This is a genomic window from Bradyrhizobium sp. SPXBL-02, from assembly GCF_051853065.1.
Lineage (GTDB): Bacteria > Pseudomonadota > Alphaproteobacteria > Rhizobiales > Xanthobacteraceae > Bradyrhizobium.
Genome location: NZ_CP182474.1, coordinates 7,360,370 through 7,378,148 on the forward strand (window position 1 = coordinate 7,360,370; position 17,779 = coordinate 7,378,148).

Annotated in this window: 15 protein-coding genes, 1 tRNA gene and 1 pseudogene; 8 read left to right on the top strand and 9 right to left on the bottom strand. The window is 64.8% G+C overall.

The window, feature by feature from the left end; all coding sequences use genetic code 11:
* Nucleotides 1-134 precede the first annotated feature (134 nt).
* Complete coding sequence (locus ACNJYD_RS34125; protein WP_439364611.1) at nucleotides 135-2,363, top strand: ATP-binding protein; 2,229 nt, start codon at nucleotides 135-137, stop codon at nucleotides 2,361-2,363.
* A 1-nt stretch (nucleotide 2,364) separates the two neighbouring features.
* Here the strand turns inward: ACNJYD_RS34125 and ACNJYD_RS34130 are convergent, their stop codons facing one another.
* The 6 genes from ACNJYD_RS34130 to ACNJYD_RS34155 form a co-directional block, all read right to left on the bottom strand.
* Entirely contained in the window at nucleotides 2,365-2,808 is a 444-nt protein-coding gene (locus ACNJYD_RS34130; RefSeq protein WP_212259934.1) for a hypothetical protein, read from the bottom strand.
* Nucleotides 2,809-2,810: 2 nt separating this feature from the next.
* Nucleotides 2,811-3,164 carry a nuclear transport factor 2 family protein gene (locus ACNJYD_RS34135; protein WP_172789031.1) on the bottom strand — a complete coding sequence of 118 codons (354 nt, stop codon included), beginning with the start codon at nucleotides 3,162-3,164 and terminating at the stop codon, nucleotides 2,811-2,813.
* 98 nt (nucleotides 3,165-3,262) lie between these two features.
* Nucleotides 3,263-3,730 carry a MarR family winged helix-turn-helix transcriptional regulator gene (locus ACNJYD_RS34140; protein ID WP_172789002.1) on the bottom strand — a complete coding sequence of 156 codons (468 nt, stop codon included), beginning with the start codon at nucleotides 3,728-3,730 and terminating at the stop codon, nucleotides 3,263-3,265.
* Between the two features lie 26 nt (nucleotides 3,731-3,756).
* Nucleotides 3,757-5,367, bottom strand: a complete 1,611-nt coding sequence (locus ACNJYD_RS34145; RefSeq protein WP_212259936.1) for an acyl-CoA synthetase — start codon at nucleotides 5,365-5,367, stop codon at nucleotides 3,757-3,759.
* 183 nt (nucleotides 5,368-5,550) lie between these two features.
* Entirely contained in the window at nucleotides 5,551-6,687 is a 1,137-nt protein-coding gene (locus ACNJYD_RS34150; protein WP_439364612.1) for an epoxide hydrolase family protein, read from the bottom strand.
* Between the two features lie 126 nt (nucleotides 6,688-6,813).
* Nucleotides 6,814-7,269: a GatB/YqeY domain-containing protein gene (locus ACNJYD_RS34155; RefSeq protein WP_172788999.1), complete on the bottom strand. Its 456-nt coding sequence runs from the start codon at nucleotides 7,267-7,269 to the stop codon at nucleotides 6,814-6,816.
* Between the two features lie 225 nt (nucleotides 7,270-7,494).
* On the opposite strand from ACNJYD_RS34155, the gene carA reads away from it, so the two are divergent.
* Nucleotides 7,495-8,685, top strand: coding sequence for a glutamine-hydrolyzing carbamoyl-phosphate synthase small subunit (gene carA / locus ACNJYD_RS34160; RefSeq protein WP_439364613.1), 1,191 nt, complete (start codon nucleotides 7,495-7,497; stop codon nucleotides 8,683-8,685).
* 212 nt (nucleotides 8,686-8,897) lie between these two features.
* Nucleotides 8,898-9,419 carry a hypothetical protein gene (locus ACNJYD_RS34165; protein ID WP_439364614.1) on the top strand — a complete coding sequence of 174 codons (522 nt, stop codon included), beginning with the start codon at nucleotides 8,898-8,900 and terminating at the stop codon, nucleotides 9,417-9,419.
* Nucleotides 9,420-9,539: 120 nt separating this feature from the next.
* On the opposite strand, the gene ACNJYD_RS34170 is transcribed toward ACNJYD_RS34165, so the two are convergent.
* Nucleotides 9,540-10,064 carry a Dps family protein gene (locus ACNJYD_RS34170; RefSeq protein WP_172788994.1) on the bottom strand — a complete coding sequence of 175 codons (525 nt, stop codon included), beginning with the start codon at nucleotides 10,062-10,064 and terminating at the stop codon, nucleotides 9,540-9,542.
* A gap of 114 nt (nucleotides 10,065-10,178) precedes the next feature.
* On the opposite strand from ACNJYD_RS34170, the gene ACNJYD_RS34175 reads away from it, so the two are divergent.
* Both ACNJYD_RS34175 and ACNJYD_RS34180 read left to right on the top strand, forming a co-directional pair.
* Nucleotides 10,179-10,880 carry a class I SAM-dependent methyltransferase gene (locus ACNJYD_RS34175; RefSeq protein ID WP_439364615.1) on the top strand — a complete coding sequence of 234 codons (702 nt, stop codon included), beginning with the start codon at nucleotides 10,179-10,181 and terminating at the stop codon, nucleotides 10,878-10,880.
* A 54-nt stretch (nucleotides 10,881-10,934) separates the two neighbouring features.
* Nucleotides 10,935-11,010 (top strand) — tRNA-OTHER (locus ACNJYD_RS34180).
* Between the two features lie 82 nt (nucleotides 11,011-11,092).
* Here ACNJYD_RS34180 and ACNJYD_RS34185 read toward each other — a convergent pair.
* Nucleotides 11,093-11,469: pseudogene (locus tag ACNJYD_RS34185) on the bottom strand (ArsR/SmtB family transcription factor).
* A 113-nt stretch (nucleotides 11,470-11,582) separates the two neighbouring features.
* On the opposite strand from ACNJYD_RS34185, the gene ACNJYD_RS34190 reads away from it, so the two are divergent.
* The 3 genes from ACNJYD_RS34190 to greA all read left to right on the top strand — a co-directional run bounded on the left by ACNJYD_RS34190 (nucleotide 11,583) and on the right by greA (nucleotide 17,045).
* Nucleotides 11,583-12,752: an MFS transporter gene (locus tag ACNJYD_RS34190; protein ID WP_172788991.1), complete on the top strand. Its 1,170-nt coding sequence runs from the start codon at nucleotides 11,583-11,585 to the stop codon at nucleotides 12,750-12,752.
* Between the two features lie 142 nt (nucleotides 12,753-12,894).
* Nucleotides 12,895-16,359, top strand: coding sequence for a carbamoyl-phosphate synthase large subunit (gene carB / locus ACNJYD_RS34195; protein WP_172788990.1), 3,465 nt, complete (start codon nucleotides 12,895-12,897; stop codon nucleotides 16,357-16,359).
* 212 nt (nucleotides 16,360-16,571) lie between these two features.
* Nucleotides 16,572-17,045 carry a transcription elongation factor GreA gene (greA, locus tag ACNJYD_RS34200; protein ID WP_036009537.1) on the top strand — a complete coding sequence of 158 codons (474 nt, stop codon included), beginning with the start codon at nucleotides 16,572-16,574 and terminating at the stop codon, nucleotides 17,043-17,045.
* A 234-nt stretch (nucleotides 17,046-17,279) separates the two neighbouring features.
* Here greA and ACNJYD_RS34205 read toward each other — a convergent pair whose 3' ends face one another.
* Nucleotides 17,280-17,759 carry an Lrp/AsnC family transcriptional regulator gene (locus tag ACNJYD_RS34205; protein WP_172788989.1) on the bottom strand — a complete coding sequence of 160 codons (480 nt, stop codon included), beginning with the start codon at nucleotides 17,757-17,759 and terminating at the stop codon, nucleotides 17,280-17,282.
* Nucleotides 17,760-17,779: the final 20 nt, after the last annotated feature.

Sequence of the window (17,779 nt, forward strand, 5' to 3'; positions counted from 1 at the left end):
CGCAACATCGCTCGCACTCGGAAATCTTAAGCCTTTCGCGCGATTTTCGCGCCGACGGCTATGGACGGGGCGGACGCTCGTGCCGCAAATTGTACCTCCGAGCACCCTCGCCCGAGAGAGCAGATCACCCACCGATGAGCCTGCGTACCCGGTTACTGATCCTCGTCATCGCGGCCATGCTCGTGCCGGCGATTCTGGTCGGGCTGCGCTTCGTGCAGAACCGGGCCAGCGAGATCGACGCGGCGCTGGCCAATCTCGCCGCATCGGCCGACGACATCGCCAGCGATCTCGGCGAGAAGATCCAGGGCACTGCGCAACTTCATTACGGGCTCGCCCGCGCCCGCGACCTCGACACGCGCGACAAGGCGGCATGCTCGGCGTTTCTGTCGGATGTCCGCGAGGAATATCCGCAGTTCACGGGTATCCTGACCATCGATCCCGACGGCAGGCTGTTCTGTGACTCGCTGCGGACCAACCGCACGCTCGACCTGAACGACCGCAGCTATTTCAAGGAGGTCAAGAATCTCCAGGGCGTCGTCGCGGTGGAGCCGGTGTTCGGCCGCCTCACCGGACTGTCGGTGCTGCAGATCGCCTATCCGGTGCGATCGGATACGGGCGCGCTGAAATTCGTGCTGCTCGCATCGTTTAACCTGAACAAATTCGCGGAGTTTCACCACAAGCGGCTGCTCGCCGAGAAGGACATCCTGTTCGTCGACGCCAAAGGCACGGTCCTGGCCGCGCCCAAGGGTGGCGGCTGGAGCGTACCCGTCGGCGGATCCATTGCGGGCTCCGACCTGTTCCGCTTCGCGGCAGCGCCCGATGGCGAGCCATTCCGGGAGATCACCGATCGCGGGGGCCGCACGCAGATCTGGGGCGTTGCCCGCTCGCCGGCGATCCGCAAGGCCGGACTCTACATTTTGGTTGGGCGGTCCAAGGACGGACTGGTCGCGGCAGCGAACCGCCGGCTCTACGAGGACATGGCGATTCTGGCAGTGGCCTCGCTGCTGCTCCTCGCCGGCCTCTGGATTCTCACGACCGTGAGCATCGGACGGCAGGTCGGGCGGCTCGCCGCCATGGCGAAGAGCCTCGGGCGGGGCGATCTCAGCGCGCGCATTCCGGAGCCTCACCCGGGCGGCGAGCTCGGCGGATTGATGACCCTGCTCAACAGCACGGCCGAATCGCTCGAGCAGCAGCGCGCCGCCATCGCCGATCTCAGCCACAAGCTCAGCCAGTCCCAGAAGATGGAAGCCATGGGCCAGCTCACGGGCGGCGTGGCGCACGATTTCAACAATCTCCTGACCGTCATTCTCGGCAATTCCGAGCACCTCGCCGACAGGCTTGCGGGGAACAGGGAATTGCACCGGATCGCCGACGACATTGCCACCGCCGCCGAGCGCGGCTCCGACCTGACACGGAGCCTGCTCGCCTTCGCGCGCAAGCAGCCGCTGCGGCCGCGAGAGATCGACATCGCCGAGCAGGTGACCGGCATGACGCAGCTTCTGCAGCGGACCCTGGGCGAGCACGTCGAATCCAGCTTCGCGTTCGCGCCGGATCTCTGGCTCGCCAGCGTCGATCCCGGCCAATTGGCGACAGCCGTGCTCAATCTCGTGCTCAACGCGCGCGACGCGATGCCTGACGGCGGCAAGCTGACGGTCGAGGTGCGCAATGCATCGCTCGGCGAATCCGACCTCGACGTCAACGGCGAGCCGCGCCCGGGCGACTACGTCATGCTGGCCGTGAAGGATACCGGGTCCGGCATGAGCAGCGAGGTGTTGGGGCGCGCATTCGAGCCGTTCTTCACCACCAAGGAGGTCGGCAAGGGGACCGGCCTCGGCCTCAGCATGGTCTACGGCTTTGCGCAACAATCCGGCGGGCTCGTGCAGATGCAGTCCGAACCGGGTCAAGGCAGCGTGGTCCGGCTGTTCTTTCCCCGCCTCGCGACGCCGCCGAACGAGGAGCCGTCACCGGCAGAGCGTGTCGCCGCACCCGAGGGACACGAGACGATCCTCGTCGTCGAGGACGACGACATGGTGCGCGCCTATGTCGAGAACGAGCTGAGGGCGCTCGGCTACCGCGTCATCTCGACGGCGAACGGACCTGCGGCGCTGGACGCGCTGCGCCAGTCCGGGGACATCCAGCTTTTGTTCACCGACGTCGTGATGCCCGGCGGCATGTTCGGGCCGGAGCTGGCGAGACAGGCCCTTCAACTGCGGCCTGGACTCAAGGTGCTCTTCACGTCCGGCTACAGCCAGGATCCGGTCAAGACGCCCGACGGGATCGACGCGCGCATTCTGACCAAGCCGTTCCGGCGCAAGGATCTCGCCGCGATGCTGCGTACGGCCCTGTCGGAGCCGCCGCGGTAGATCAGGACGCGATCGTGAGCTGCAGCGCCACTGCGAGATTGGCCGCGAACAGAGCCGCATCGATGACGAAGATCCGGAGCATCGGCCCCTTCAACACCGGCCAATAGGCCACCCCGACGCGGCCGCCGCGCATCAGCACCGGGACATTGTAGGCGAACTGGCTGAAATGGCAGGCGGCAAAGAACAGAAACAGCGCGAGCTGCGCTTCGACCGGCTGGAAGAAGGACGGACGGGCCGCCAGCAGATAGAGCGACAAGAGCCCGATCGGCAGATTCATGCCGCCGAGGAACGCGACGCTCGCCGCAAGGGTCGGCGCGATCGGATTGCTGCGCTCCTCCCGCGGCAGCAGGATCTTCAACGTGTTGGTTTGCGCGATGCTGAACTGGATGAACGCCCCGACGAACCAGAGCGTGTTGAGGAACAGGACGATGTCCGAAAACCGCATGGCTATTTCCCGTAAAAAGCTTCACTGCGCACCACACGGCCCGCATCGTCGAAGTCCATGAATTCGCTGGCGCGCGTGTCGCCCAATTGCCACCACACCGTCAGCCGCGCGATCGCCTCGTCCCAGCTCCAGCCCAGGATCTTCAGGTCGGCAGTTTCGATGTGGCCATAGGCTTTGCGCCAGTAGGCGCGGATGTTCTCGGCGCCGGTGACGGTCGGAGACCCCGTCAGGGTGAGAGCGAGAGGGCTGCGCATCTGCGCATCGTCGGCGAAATGGGCGACGACCGCGTCGATATCGACCCTGCACCAATTCGCGCACCATGCCGCGACGAAGCTTGCGGCGGTCGCGCGGTTCATTGCCTGTCCGCTCACGACACGGATCCTCCCCTTGGCTCGTGGCCGGGAAGGTGGCAAAGCGCACGCCTCATGTCAACTATGTTGACTTGAGATTTCCATCAATTGTTGTCGGCGATCGCCTCCATCACGCCGATCCATCCCGCCGCACCGCTCGCCCCGACGCGCTCGAACGCCTCGCGCAGGACCTGGCGCTCGTGGTCCGAGGCCCGTTGCTCGATGCGCCGCCCCGCTTCGGTCAGGCGCAGCAGTTTCGAGCGGTGCTGCTCCGGCGCGCGCTTCGAGGTCAGGAGCTTGCGCTCCACGAGCAGATTGAGCGGCCGGTTGAGGGCCTGCTTGGAAATGCCGAGGATCTCGATCAGCGCGCCGATGGCGATGTCGGGCCGGCGCGCCACCACGTAGAGGATGCGATGGTGCGGACGCGACAGGCCCTGCTTGGCAAGATATGCGTCGGCCTCCAGCGTCATGCCGCGCCAGCCGTAGTACATGAGCTCCAGCGCCGCATCGAGCTCGTGCAGCTTTGCAAGCGAGGCGCGGTGAAGCCCCGCGGCTTGAGACGTCTTTGCCATGGTCGGAAGCCAGTCCTTGTCAGAAGTCAGCCTTTGGCCCGCAGCTCGCGGCGCAGTACCTTGCCGGTCGCCGTCATCGGCAGCGTCTCGGCGAACTCGACGAAGCGCGGATATTCGTGCGCGGCGAGCTGCACCTTGACGAAGTCCTGGATCTCGCGCGCCAGCGCGTCGCTGCCGGCAAAGCCCGGACGCAGCACGATCCAGGCCTTGATCGATTCGGTGCGGATCGGATCGGGAATGCCGACCACCGCAGCCATTGCCACCGACGGATGTTTCATCAGCGTGTGCTCGATCTCGGAAGGGCCGACGCGGTAGCCGGCCGTGATGATGACGTCGTCCTCGCGACTGACGTACCAGAAATAGCCGTCCTCGTCCTGCACGCCGAGATCGCCGGTGAGCAGGAAGTCGCCGACATATTTCTTCGCCGTCGCCTCCGGATTGCGCCAATATTCCAGCATGGTGACGGGACATGGCTGGCGCACGCCGATGATGCCGCGCTGACCGCGCGGCAATTCCTCGCCCTTGTCGTTGACGATGCGAACGTCGAAGCCGGGCGTTGCCTTGCCCATCGAACCCGGGCGGATCGGAAACAGGTTGGAATTGCTGCCGATCACGAGGTTGCACTCGGTCTGGCCGAACACCTCATGCGCATCGATACCAAACGTCTCGCGCACCCAGCCGAGCAATTCACCGCCGAGCGACTCCCCACCGGTGAAGATGCTGCGCAGCTTCACGCCGGAATGCCTGACGCCGGCCTGCCGCATCAGCTTCAGGGCGGTCGGCGGCAGAAAGACGTTGCGGACGGAAAGATCGGCCATCATCTGCATCGCTGCCTGCGGCTCGAATTTTCGCGCGCGATGGCCGACCAGCGGAATGCCGTGGTACCAGAACGCGAGCAGGCCGTTGATGAGCCCGCCGATCCAGGCCCAGTCCGCCGGCGTCCACATGAGATCGCCGGGCTTGGGTAAGAAGTTGTGGCACATCTCCACATTCGGCAAATGGCCGAGCACGACGCGATGCGCATGCAGAGCGCCCTTGGGATTACCCGTCGTGCCCGAGGTGTAGATGATCAGCGCGGGATCGTCGGCCGAGGTATCCGCGCGCGCGAAGTCGGGCGAAGCGGCTTTCACCGAAGCCCAGAACGATTTCGTGCCGGCGGGGGCGCGCGCGCCAACGATGTAGACGTTCCTCAGCTCCGGCAGGCGGTCGCGGATCTTCGACAGCTTTTCCCAGCCGCCCTCGTCGGTGACGATCGCCTTGGCCTCGGAGTTCGACAGGCGGAACTCCAGCGCGTCCTCGCCGAACAGGGCGAACAGCGGGATCGAGATCATGGCGGAGCGAAACGCCGCCATGTGCACGATCGGCAATTCCAGCGACTGCGACAGGAAGACCGCGACGCGGTCGCCGCGGACAAGTCCGTCCGCCTTAAGCACATTGGCGAAACGGCGCGACATCTCCGCGACCTCGTCGAACGAGGTGCGGCTGGTGGCGCCGTTCTCGTCGACATAGATCAGCGCAAGCCGGCCGCTGCCGTCGGCATGGCGATCGCAGCACGCCTCCACCATGTTGAAGCGCGCGGGGATGTCCCAACGGAAGTTGCGGACGAGCTCGTCGTAGGTTGCGGCTTCGGTGAGCATGGGCTTGGTCGTTTCCCGGTGTGTTGTTATGGCCCAGTCTAGAGCTGTGAATGCTCGGAACAAGAGCTCGGGACGTCATTCCGGGGCGACGCGTCAGCGTCGAGCCCGGAATCCATTGCGTAGCGTTTGCCGCGGCCCAATGGATTCCGGGTTCGCCCTGCGGGCGCCCCGGAATGACAGGGGTCACCGCACCGTCGCAAAGAACTTCCTGACATCGCGCACGAACAGCTCCGGCTGCTCGAAGGCGGCGAAGTGACCGCCCTTCTCCATCTCGCTCCAATGCGTGATGTTGGGGAAGTTCGGTTCCATCCAGCGCCGCACCGGCGTGATGATCTCCTTCGGAAACACCGCGACGCCCGTCGGCACCTTCACCACCGGCGTGGTGCGGCGCTTGCCGAAGCTCTCCCAATAGAGCCGCGCCGACGACGTCGCCGTCTCTGTCGCCCAATAGAGCATGACGTTGTCGAGCAGCTCGTCCTTGCTGAAGATGTTCTCGGGATGGCCATTGCAATCGGTCCAGGCCCAGAACTTTTCCAGGATCCAGGCCGCCTGCCCGCTCGGCGAATCCGTCAGGCCATAGCCGAGCGTCTGCGGCCGCGTCGATTGCTGCTTGGAGTAGCCGGAATCGAGATCGACATAATGCTTGAGGCCGGCAAGCGCGCGCTTCTCCTCTGCCGTCGGCTCACCCTCGACCTTCGGCGCCGCGTTGAAGGCGAGCGTGATATGGATGCCGGCGCAATGAGCGGGGTCATGCGCGCCGAGCGAGGTCGTCACCGCCGAGCCCCAGTCGCCGCCTTGCGCGCCGTAGCGCGCATAGCCGAGACGGTCCATCAGCTTGGCCCAGGTCGCGGCAATGCGATCGACGCCCCAGCCGGTGGTCCTTGGCTTGCCCGAGAAGCCGAAGCCCGGCAGCGAGGGACAGATCACGTGGAAGGCATCGGCGGGATTGCCGCCATGCGCGGCGGGATCGGTGAGCGGCGCGATCACCTTCTGGAACTCGACGATCGAGCCGGGCCAGCCATGGGTGATGATCAGCGGCAGGGCCGACGGCTCCTTCGAGCGCACGTGAATGAAATGAATATCGAGCCCGTCGATCCCGGTGGTGAACTGCGCGAAGCGATTTAGCTTCGCCTCGCGGGCCCGCCAGTCGTAGTCCTTGGCCCAGTAGGCACAGATCTCCTGGATCCATTTCAGCGGCGCGCCCTGGCTCCAGTCGTCGACCAGTTCGGCCTCCGGCCAGCGCGTGCGGGCGAGGCGCGACTTCAGGTCGGCGAGGATGTCGTCGCCGATGGCGATGCGAAATGGATGGATGGCGGTCACCGTGCCTCCCTTGTTTTTGTTGTCATTCCGGGGCGCGCGTAGCGCGAACCCGGAATCCATTTCGCAACAGAGCCGGCAGCACGATGGATTCCGGGCTCGACGCTTCGCGTCGCCCCGGAATGACGGCTAACCCGACAGCGCGGCCTTCACCAAACCGCTGGCCTTGCCGAAATCCATCTGCCCTGCGTATTTCGCACGCAGCACGGCGATCACCTTGCCCATGTCCTTCATGCCGGCTGCGCCGGTCTCGGCGATCGCGTCCGCAATCGCCTTCTTCACGTCGTCCTCGGACATCTGCTTCGGCAGATACGCCGAGATCACCGCGATCTCCTCGCGCTCCTGCGCGGCAAGCTCGGCGCGGCCGCCCTTGTCGTAGAGCTCGACCGCCTCCTGGCGCTGCTTGATCATCTTCTGTAGCACCGCGAGAATGTCGCCATCCGACAGCGGCGGCTTGCCGCTGCCGCGCGCGTCGATGTCGGCATTCTTGATGGTCGAGTTGACCATGCGCAGCGTGGACAGCTTGCGCTCGTCCTTGGCCTTCATGGCCTCCTTGACCGCATTGTTGATGTCGTCGCGCAGCATGTCGGGTCCTCTCAATCTGACCCCCTGATCTAAGCCGTTCGCGGGCAAGAGGCCATACCGGAGCGATCGCCGGTTCATTGTTTCCTCGCCACCGGTTGAAATGGCGCAAAATTGCCCGTTCCGGCTCAAAGTGCCTGAAGCCGCCTGTCAAATATGCAAAAACGCATGTGAATCCGGCCTCTCCCGCTTTGACGGGCGGGCGCGGGGGGACTATGAAACGCGCTCATGACACAACATGACAACGATCCCGCCTGGCCGGACCATAAACCGACCGCGCTCCTCGTGCTTGCCGACGGCACGGTACTCGAGGGCTTTGGCCTCGGCGCCGAAGGCCACGCCGTCGGGGAGGTCTGCTTCAACACGGCGATGACCGGCTATGAGGAGATCCTGACCGATCCCTCCTATGCCGGCCAGCTCATCACCTTCACTTTCCCGCATATCGGCAATGTCGGCACCAACGAGGACGACATCGAGACGGTGAATATGGCGGCGACGCCGGGCGCGCGCGGCGTGATCCTGCGCACCGCGATCACCGATCCCTCGAACTATCGCGCCACCAAGCATCTCGACGCCTGGCTCAAGGCCCGCGGCATCATCGGCCTCTCCGGCATCGACACCCGCGCGCTGACCGCGCTGATCCGCTCCAAGGGCATGCCCAACGCCGTGATCGCGCACTCGAAGACCGGCGAGTTCGATCTGCATGGCCTCAAGGAAGAGGCGCGCGAGTGGCCGGGCCTCGAAGGCATGGACCTCGTGCCGATGGTGACGAGCGGCCAGCGCTTCACCTGGGACGAGACGCCTTGGGCCTGGGACAAGGGCTTCGGCCGGCAGGACAAGCCCGAGTTCAACGTCGTCGCCATCGATTACGGCATCAAGCGCAACATCCTGCGCCTGCTCGCCGGCGTCGGCTGCAAGGTGACCGTGGTGCCGGCGACGACCTCGTCCGAAGACATTTTGGCGATGAAGCCGGATGGGGTGTTCCTGTCGAACGGGCCCGGCGATCCGGCTGCGACCGGCAAATATGCCGTGCCCGTGATCCGGGACGTGATCAAGTCGGGCACGCCGACTTTCGGCATCTGCCTCGGCCACCAGATGCTGGGGCTCGCCGTCGGCGCTAGAACCAAGAAGATGCATCAGGGTCATCACGGCGCCAATCATCCAGTCAAGGACGAGACCACCGGCAAGGTCGAGATCACCTCGATGAACCACGGCTTTGCGGTGGACGAGACGACGCTGCCGAAGGGCGCGACGCAAACCCACATCTCGCTGTTCGACGGCTCCAATTGCGGCATCCAGCTCGACGGCAAGCCGGTGTTCTCGGTGCAGTACCACCCCGAGGCCTCACCCGGCCCGCGCGACTCGCACTATCTGTTCCAGCGTTTCGCCGACCTGATGCGGCAGAAGAAGAGCGCGTAAGACGCGTTCTCCTCGGATACTTCACGACAAAGCCCGGGCTTTTTCGTCATTCCGGGGCGCGCGTAGCGCGAGCCCGGAATCCATCGGCCAACAGACTCTGCAGCACGATGGATTCCGGGCTCGACGCTGCGCGTCGCCCCGGAATGACAGAACCAGGAACGCCGCCTCACTGTTCTCGTTGATTCCTGCTACCCTGAAGCAGGAGCCCAGCCATGTCCGTCGTCCGCGACAAGGCCGAGCCGCTCGCCATCGTGTTCGAGGATGACGGGCTCGTGCCGAACAACATCCTTCCGTTCCTGGTCTACCAGGGCGCGGTGAAGCTCGACCCAAAGCGCCCGGAAGAGACGATCGAACTTCTGTTCGAAGCGAACGGCTGGGGCGGGACGTGGCGCAACGGCGTCTACGATTATCTGCATTATCATGCGACGGTGCATGAGGTGCTCGGCGTCGCGCGCGGCAGCGCCCGCGTCCGCTTTGGCGGCGACCATGGCCAGGAGCTTCAGATCCAGGCCGGCAACATTGCGATCCTGCCCGCCGGCACCGGACATCAATGCATCAAGGCGAGCGATGATTTCTGCGTGATCGGCGCCTATCCACCGGGCGCGAAGATGGAGATCACGCGGGCAACGCCGGAGAATCATGCCAAAGCGCTGAAGACGATTCCACGCGTCGCGCTGCCGCCGGCTGATCCCGTGACGGGGAAGGATGGGGCATTGATGCGGTTGTGGCGGTAGCCACAAGCGCGGTGCGGTAGGGTGGGCAAAGGCGCGCCCTTGCGCGCCGTGCCCACCACTCCATCCGTACAATCCAGTTGGTGGGCACGCTTCGCTTTGCCCACCCTACCGCCCTGTGTCCTACGCTTCGTTGCCACCTTCCTGCCGGGTCGCTTCGAACAGGAACCAGGTCCGCCGCTCGGTCTCGTCGATGAAGTTTTCCAAAATGCTGGCGCTGGCGACGTCGCCGGCCTCGTCGCAGACGTCGTGCGCCTTGCGCATCGCGGCTGCGACGAGCTTGTTGTCCTGCATCAGCTCGCGCAGCATCTCGCGCGGCGGGACGTAGTCCTCGTTGTTGTCCTTGATGGTCTGGAGCTTTGCGACCTGGCCGATCGACTTCAGCGTGGTGCCGCCGATCTTGCGGACACGCTCGGCGAGCTGGTCGGTGGTGGCGAAGATCTGGTCGGACTGCTCGTCGAGCAGCAGGTGGTAATCCCGGAAGTGGCGCCCGCTGATGTGCCAGTGGAAATTCTTGGTCTTGAGATAAAGCGCGAAGGCGTCGGCCAGAAGCACGTTGAGCGCCTCCGAGACTTTCTTGACCCCGTCGGGCGACAGATCGGTGGGGGTATCGAGTTCGGGCGAGACCTTGTTGTTGGTTTTGCTCACGGGAGACCTTCCTGTTAGGACGCGGACATTGACGGCGCGCCGTCGCACCCCTAACGCAAGGCGGACAGCGCCGGTTCCTCTAGCGGAACCGTTAGGCCGGGACCTTCGAATACCATGGACGATTGGATCGATTATTACGACTCGACGCATACGATCTATGTCAGCAAGCTGCATCGCGACTTGCACTTCCAGATCATTGCGCGGGACATCATCGGCTACATCCCCTCGCCCGATGCGACGGTGCTGGACTATGCCTGCGGGGAAGCGCTGTCGGCGAACCAGGTGGCAGCCGCCTGCGGCAAGCTGATCCTGGCCGAGCCCGCGCCCGGCGTGCGCGGCCGGCTGATCGCGCGCTTTGCCCCGAACACCAAGATCCGCGTCCGCTCGCTCGACGACGTCCGCAAGATGCAGGACCAATCGATCGACCTCGTCGTGATGAACTCGGTCGCTCAATACATGACGCCGGACGAGCTCGATGCGGCGCTCTTGAACATCCGCCGGATCCTGAAACCCTCCGGCAAGCTGGTGCTCGGCGATATTCTCCAGCCGCAGGTCGGCATGGCCAGGGACGTGATGGCGCTGCTCGGCTTCGGTCTGCGCCACGGCTTTCTGAAGGACGCGCTGATCGGGCTGATCAGCACCGCGCTGTCGGATTATCGCCAGCTGCGCTCGAAGATCGGGCTGCAGCGCTACAGCGAGGACGAGGTCACGGCCAAGCTGAAGGCGGCGGGCTTCGCGCCCCAGCGCGCCCACAGCAATATCGGCCACAACCGCTGGCGCATGACCTTCATCGCCAGGCCGCCTCTGATCCGTTAAGCATAACAATTAGCCGTTGTGGCTTGTCGCACTGCAATCGGTAATGATCGCCGCGGCCCGGTGGCGGAAGCGTCTACGCGAGGGCGGTGCAACGCTCTACATCCTGGTTCAAATCCAGGCCGGGTCTCCAGCCTTCGCTGCTACCGCAGCTTCGGCTCGGCAAGCCAGCCTTGCCGCGCCGTAGCTCGCAGAGCGGCGGCGGGGCAACCGTCTCATTTTCGATCGACCTCGATCAAGTCGCAGCCGGACACGAGCGGAAGCCGGTCGGCATCCTTGGCTGCGGAGCTGAGCACCGCATCGAGCAGGCCCGGGAAGCGCGCCTCCAGATCCTCTCGTCGCAGCCGCATGAAGCGGTTGGTGCCCGCGATGCGCGTCTGCATCAGGCCGCATTCGCGCAGCTTGGCGAAGTGATAGGCGAGGTTGGACTTGCCACTCAGCGCGCTGAAGTCGCTGCAGCGGAGTTCGCTGCTGACACGTTCCTGCTGGGCGAGCTGGTAGACGATCGCCAGACGATCGGATCGCTCAGGCAATCCAGGACCATCGGCAGTTCGATCTGCTCGCGGGTGGGATGGTGCGGCGTGCGGCTCATGGTCCGGGAATCATAACGATGCGCCGGCAATGTTCAATAGTTCTTGAACCAATTGACAGCGAAATCGCTTCGTTCGATAGTTCAATGAATCTTGAACATAAGGAACGTTTCCGATGAGCGTGCTCTGGCTGGCCTTGGCGGCCTTTGCGATCGGCACTGAAGGCTTTGTCATTGCAGGGCTTTTGCCGGCGATCGCTTCCGACCTGTCGATTTCCGTCTCGGCCGCAGGCCAATTGGTCACGGCCTACGCCCTCACCTATGCGGTGGGCTCGCCCATCCTCGCAGTCGTGCTGAACAATATCGATCGCCGGACCGTGCTGGCCCTGGCGCTATCGACCTTCATCGCCGGCAACCTCGCCGCGATGGTCGCATCCAACTACGCCCTGCTGCTGGCCTCGCGGATGCTGATGGCGCTGGGCTCAGGGCTGTGCATGCCGACGGCGCTTGCCGTGTCCGTGGCGGTCGCCGCGCCCGAACGGCGCGGCCGCGCGGTGGCGCTCGTCACCGCGGGCCTCACGGTTGCGACCGTGATCGGCGTTCCCTTCGGCAATCTCGTCGGCAGCCTGTTCGGCTGGCGTGCAACCTTCGCCATGGTCGCCCTGATCGGCGCCGTTGCGCTCGCCGGCCTGCTGCTCGGGCTGCCGCGCGGCCTGCCGCGCAATACGGCCTCGCTCGGCGAGAGGCTGGCGGTGGCGCGCCATCGCAACGTCGTGGTCGCGCTGCTGATCACGATGTTGTGGGCCCTGGGCGGCTTCACGGTGTTCACTTATTTCGCAGTCCCGCTGCGCGGCCTCGGCTTCGACGCCTCGCAGATCAGCCTTGCTCTGCTGGTGTTTGGCGGCGCGGCGGCGATCGGGAACATGTTCGGCGGCGTCCTGGCCGACCGGCTCGGCACGCTCGCGACCGCAGGCCTCGGGCTCGCCGGCATGGCGGGCGCCCTGATCCTGCATTCGCTGGTCCTGAAGCTGATGCCCGCACAGGCGCATTATGCGGTGCTCGGCACGATCTTCCTCTGGGGACTCTCGGGCTGGGCGTTCTATCCGGCCCAGATCGCCAGCATCATCCGGATCGAGCCGCAGGCCTCGATGATCGCGCTCTCGCTCAACGCCTCGTCGATGTATCTCGGCTTCGCCATTGGTGGAGCGCTGGGCGGCGCGGTGCTGGCCACCCTCTCGCCTGATGACCTCGGCTGGATCGGCGGAACGAGCGTTGCGGCCTCGCTTCTGGTGCACCTCGCCCGCGGCTGGCAGGCACGGCCAAAACCGGTCAAAATTGCCGGTTGATGGGCGTTTTTCGGGGTTTCGCCGTCCTGAAAACTGGTCTAAGACCCACCCGCGCGCGAGGGAAGACCCCGCGCTCTCGCAAAAGGGACGCGCGGCAAGCGCGCCCTTTTTTTGTGCCCAAATTCCACTTCGGCGAGAGTTGATGCCCAAACGTACAGACATCACCACCATCCTGATCATCGGCGCCGGCCCCATCGTGATCGGCCAGGCCTGCGAGTTCGACTATTCGGGCACGCAAGCGGTGAAGACGCTGAAGGAAGAGGGCTACCGCATCGTCCTCGTCAATTCCAACCCGGCCACCATCATGACCGACCCGGAATTGGCGGATGCGACCTATATCGAGCCGATCACGCCCGAGATCGTCGCCAAGATCATCGAGAAGGAACGTCACGTCATTCCCGGCGGCTTCGCGCTGCTGCCGACCATGGGCGGCCAGACCGCGCTGAACTGCGCGTTGTCGCTGCGCCGGCAGGGCACGCTGGAGAAGTTCGGCGTCGAGATGATCGGCGCCACCGCCGATGCCATCGACAAGGCCGAAGACCGCCAGCTGTTCCGCAACGCCATGACCAAGATCGGGCTGCAGACCCCGAAGTCGCGGCTTGCCAACGCCTCGGAGCTGAAGAAGTCGTTCCGCGACAAATATCACGCCGAACGCGAGAAGCTGTCGGGCGCGGCGCTCGAAGAGCTCGACCGGCAATGGACCCTCGGCGAAGGCGACCGCCGCAAGCGCTATCAGGAATATGCGCTGGGCCAGGCGATGATGGCGCTGTCCGAGATCGGCCTGCCCGCGATCATCCGTCCCTCCTTCACCATGGGCGGCACCGGCGGCGGCATCGCCTACAACAAGGAAGAGTTCCTCGACATCATCGAGCGCGGCCTCGATGCGTCTCCCACCAACGAAGTGCTGATCGAAGAATCCGTGCTCGGCTGGAAAGAGTACGAGATGGAGGTGGTGCGCGACAAGAAGGACAATTGCATCATCGTCTGCTCGATCGAGAACCTCGATCCGATGGGCGTGCACACCGGCGATTCCATCACGGTGGCGCCGGCGCTGACGCTGACGGACAAGGAATACCAGATCATGCGCGACGCCTCGCTGGCGGTGCTGCGTGAGATCGGGGTCGAGACCGGCGGCTCCAACGTGCAGTTCGGCGTCAATCCCGAGGACGGCCGCATGGTCGTCATCGAGATGAATCCGCGCGTGTCGCGCTCCTCCGCGCTGGCCTCGAAAGCCACCGGCTTTCCGATCGCCAAGGTCGCCGCCAAGCTCGCGGTCGGCTACACGCTCGACGAGATCGCCAACGACATCACCGGCGGCGCAACACCGGCCTCGTTCGAGCCGACCATCGACTACGTGGTCACCAAGGTGCCGCGTTTTGCCTTCGAGAAATTCCCGGGCGCCTCGACCACGCTGACCACCTCGATGAAGTCGGTCGGCGAAGTCATGGCGATCGGCCGCACCTTCCAGGAAAGCCTGCAAAAGGCCCTGCGCGGGCTCGAGACCGGCCTCACCGGCCTCGACGAGATCGAGATCGAGGGCCTCGGCCGCGACGACGACAAGAACGCGATCCGTGCCGCGCTCGGCACGCCGACGCCGAATCGCATTCTCCAGGTCGCCCAGGCCATGCGGCTCGGCTGGTCGAACGAGGACATCTTCAACTCCTGCAAGATCGATCCGTGGTTCCTCGCCGAGATGCGCGGCATCGTCGAGATGGAGGAGAAGGTCAGGAAGAACGGCCTGCCCGGCAACGCCTTCGGCATGCGCACGCTGAAGGCCATGGGCTTCTCCGACGCGCGGCTCGCCGTGCTGGCCGAGACGACGGAGGCCGAGGTCAAGGCGAAGCGCCACGCGCTCGGCGTTCACCCGGTGTACAAGCGCATCGACACCTGCGCGGCCGAGTTCGCCTCGCCGACCGCCTACATGTACTCGACCTACGAGGCGCCGTTCGCGGGCCTACCCGCGGACGAGAGCACGCCGTCCGACAAGAAGAAGGTCATCATTCTCGGCGGCGGTCCCAACCGCATCGGCCAGGGCATCGAGTTCGATTATTGCTGCTGTCACGCTTGCTTCGCGCTGCATGACGCCGGCTACGAATCCATCATGGTCAACTGCAATCCCGAGACGGTGTCGACCGACTACGACACCGCCGACCGGCTCTATTTCGAGCCGCTCACCGCCGAGGATGTGCTGGAGATCATTGCCAAGGAACGCAGCAAGGGCACGCTGCACGGCGTCATCGTGCAGTTCGGCGGCCAGACGCCGCTGAAGCTGGCGCGCGCGCTGGAAGCCGCCGAAGTGCCGATCCTCGGCACGTCGCCCGACGCCATCGACCTCGCCGAAGACCGCGACCGCTTCAAGCGCGTGCTCGACAAGCTTCGCCTCAAGCAGCCGAAGAACGGCATCGCCTATTCGGTCGAGCAGGCCCGCCTCGTCTCCGCCGATCTCGGCCTGCCGCTGGTGGTGCGGCCGTCCTACGTGCTCGGCGGCCGCGCGATGCAGATCATCCGCGAGGAGAACCAGCTCAACGATTATCTGCTCGGCACGCTGCCGGAGCTGGTGCCGGCCGACGTCAAGGCGCGCTATCCGAACGACAAGACCGGGCAGATCAACACCGTGCTCGGCAAGAACCCGCTGCTGTTCGACCGTTATCTGTCGGACGCGACAGAGATCGACGTCGACTGCCTGTGCGACGGCAAGGACACCTTCATCGTCGGCATCATGGAGCACATCGAGGAAGCCGGCATCCATTCCGGCGACAGCGCCTGCTCGCTGCCGCCGCACTCGCTTGATGCGAAGATGATCGAGGAACTGGAGCGGCAGACGCGCGAGCTCGCGCTCGGCCTCGACGTCATCGGCCTGATGAACGTGCAATACGCCATCAAGGATGGCGAGATCTACGTGCTCGAGGTCAATCCGCGCGCCTCGCGCACCGTGCCGTTCGTCGCCAAGGTGGTCGGCACGCCGGTCGCCAAGATCGCCGCGCGCATCATGGCCGGCGAGAAGCTCGCCGATTTCAAGCTGAAGAAGGCAACGCTCAAGCACGTCGGCGTCAAGGAATCGGTCTTCCCGTTCGCACGCTTCCCCGGCGTCGACACCGTGCTCGGCCCGGAGATGCGCTCGACCGGCGAGGTCATGGGCATCGACCGCTCGTTTGCGGTGGCCTTCGCCAAGAGTCAGCTCGGCGGCGGAACGCGGGTGCCGCGCAAGGGCACGGTGTTCGTCTCGGTGCGCGAAAGCGACAAGACGCGCATTGCGGATGCCGTCCGCGAATTGCATTCGCTCGGCTTCAAGGTGCTGGCGACCTCGGGCACCGCACGCTTCCTGACCGACCAGGGCATCCCGACCGAGAAGGTGAACAAGGTGCTGGAGGGGCGGCCGCACATCGTCGATGCCATCACCAATGGCGACGTCCAGCTCGTCTTCAACACCACCGAAGGCCCGCAGGCACTGGCCGACAGCCGCTCGCTGCGGCGCGCGGCCCTCTTGCATAAAGTGCCATATTACACCACTCTTTCCGGGGCCGTGGCGGCCGCGCAGGGCATCCGCGCCTATCTGGGCGGGGACCTTGAGGTTCGTACCCTGCAGAGCTACTTTTCGGAAACCTGATCGCTAGCGGCAGCGAAGCTTCCGCTAAGTGATTGGCAATGAAGCCACAATGGCCGGAGGAACTGTCCGGCCAGGTGGCAGTTCTGTTCCGGCGCTAAAGCCCATATCTGTCAAGGTCCGGAAGCCCCTCTTTGGGCTCTGGAGGACTGACGAATCAAGGTTGCGGCGCCCATCCGCATTCTGGGGCGCACGATCGAAGGACGAGAGAGACGATGGAAAAGGTTCCGATGACCCAGGCCGGCTTTGTCGCGCTCGGGGAAGAATTGAAGCAGCGCCAGTCCGTGGACCGTCCGCGGATCATCGAGCATATCGCCGAGGCGCGCTCGCACGGAGACCTGTCGGAGAACGCGGAATATCATGCCGCGAAGGAAGAGCAGTCGCACAATGAGGGCCGCATTGCCGAGCTCGAGGACAAGCTCGCGCGCGCCGACATCATCGACATCTCCAAGCTCTCCGGCGACACCATCAAGTTCGGCGCCACCGTGACGCTGGTCGATGAGGACACCGAGAAGAAGACGGTGTGGCAGATCGTCGGCGAGGTCGAGGCGGACGCCAAGAAGGGCCGCATCTCGATCACCTCGCCGCTCGCACGCGCCTTGATCGGCAAGAAGAAGGGCGCCACGGTCGAGGTCAACACGCCTGGCGGCGCCAAGGCGTACGAGATCACCAAGGTGGAGTGGCGGTAAGGATTTGCCGCTGCGCTGACGTTTCGAAAAGGCCGCGCGACGCGCGGCCTTTTTGTTTCAGCGGGTTGCTGGGGTTGTGGACACACGCTCTCACCACACGTCCTCGCGAGCGCAGCGAAGCAATCCGGACTGCCTCTGCGAAAAGACTCTGGATTGCTTCGCTGCGCTCGCAATGACGAGGACTGTGGACCGGTCTTCACCTCTCCCCGTAAGAACGGGAGAGGGAGAAGACCCTCACCGCCGCCCCTTCACCTCCAGCGGCACCGCCGCCTCGTATTTCGAATTGTGCAGCACCAATGACGTGCGCACGTTGCGCACGTGCGGTGCGGCGGTCAGGTGCGTCACGAAATCCTGGAAGGTCGCCATGTCGGGGGCGACGCATTTCAGGATGAAATCGACCTCGCCGGACAGCATCCAGCATTCCCGCACCAAAGGCTCGGCGCGAACGAACTCCTCGAACGCGCGCAAATCCGCCTCGGCCTGGCTGGACAGGTGCACGGCGGCGAAAACGGTGACGTCGAAGCCCAGCTTGCGTGCGTCCAGGAGGCCGCGATAGCCGTGGACATAGCCCTCCTCCTCCAGCGCCCGGACGCGGCGCAGACAGGGGGGCGGCGAGATGCCGACGCGCTTGGCCAACTCGACATTGGTGATTCGACCGTCGGCCTGAATCTCGGCGAGAATTTTGAGGTCGATCTCGTCTAGGTTCCGCGACACGTGATTGGAACTCCTGGCCT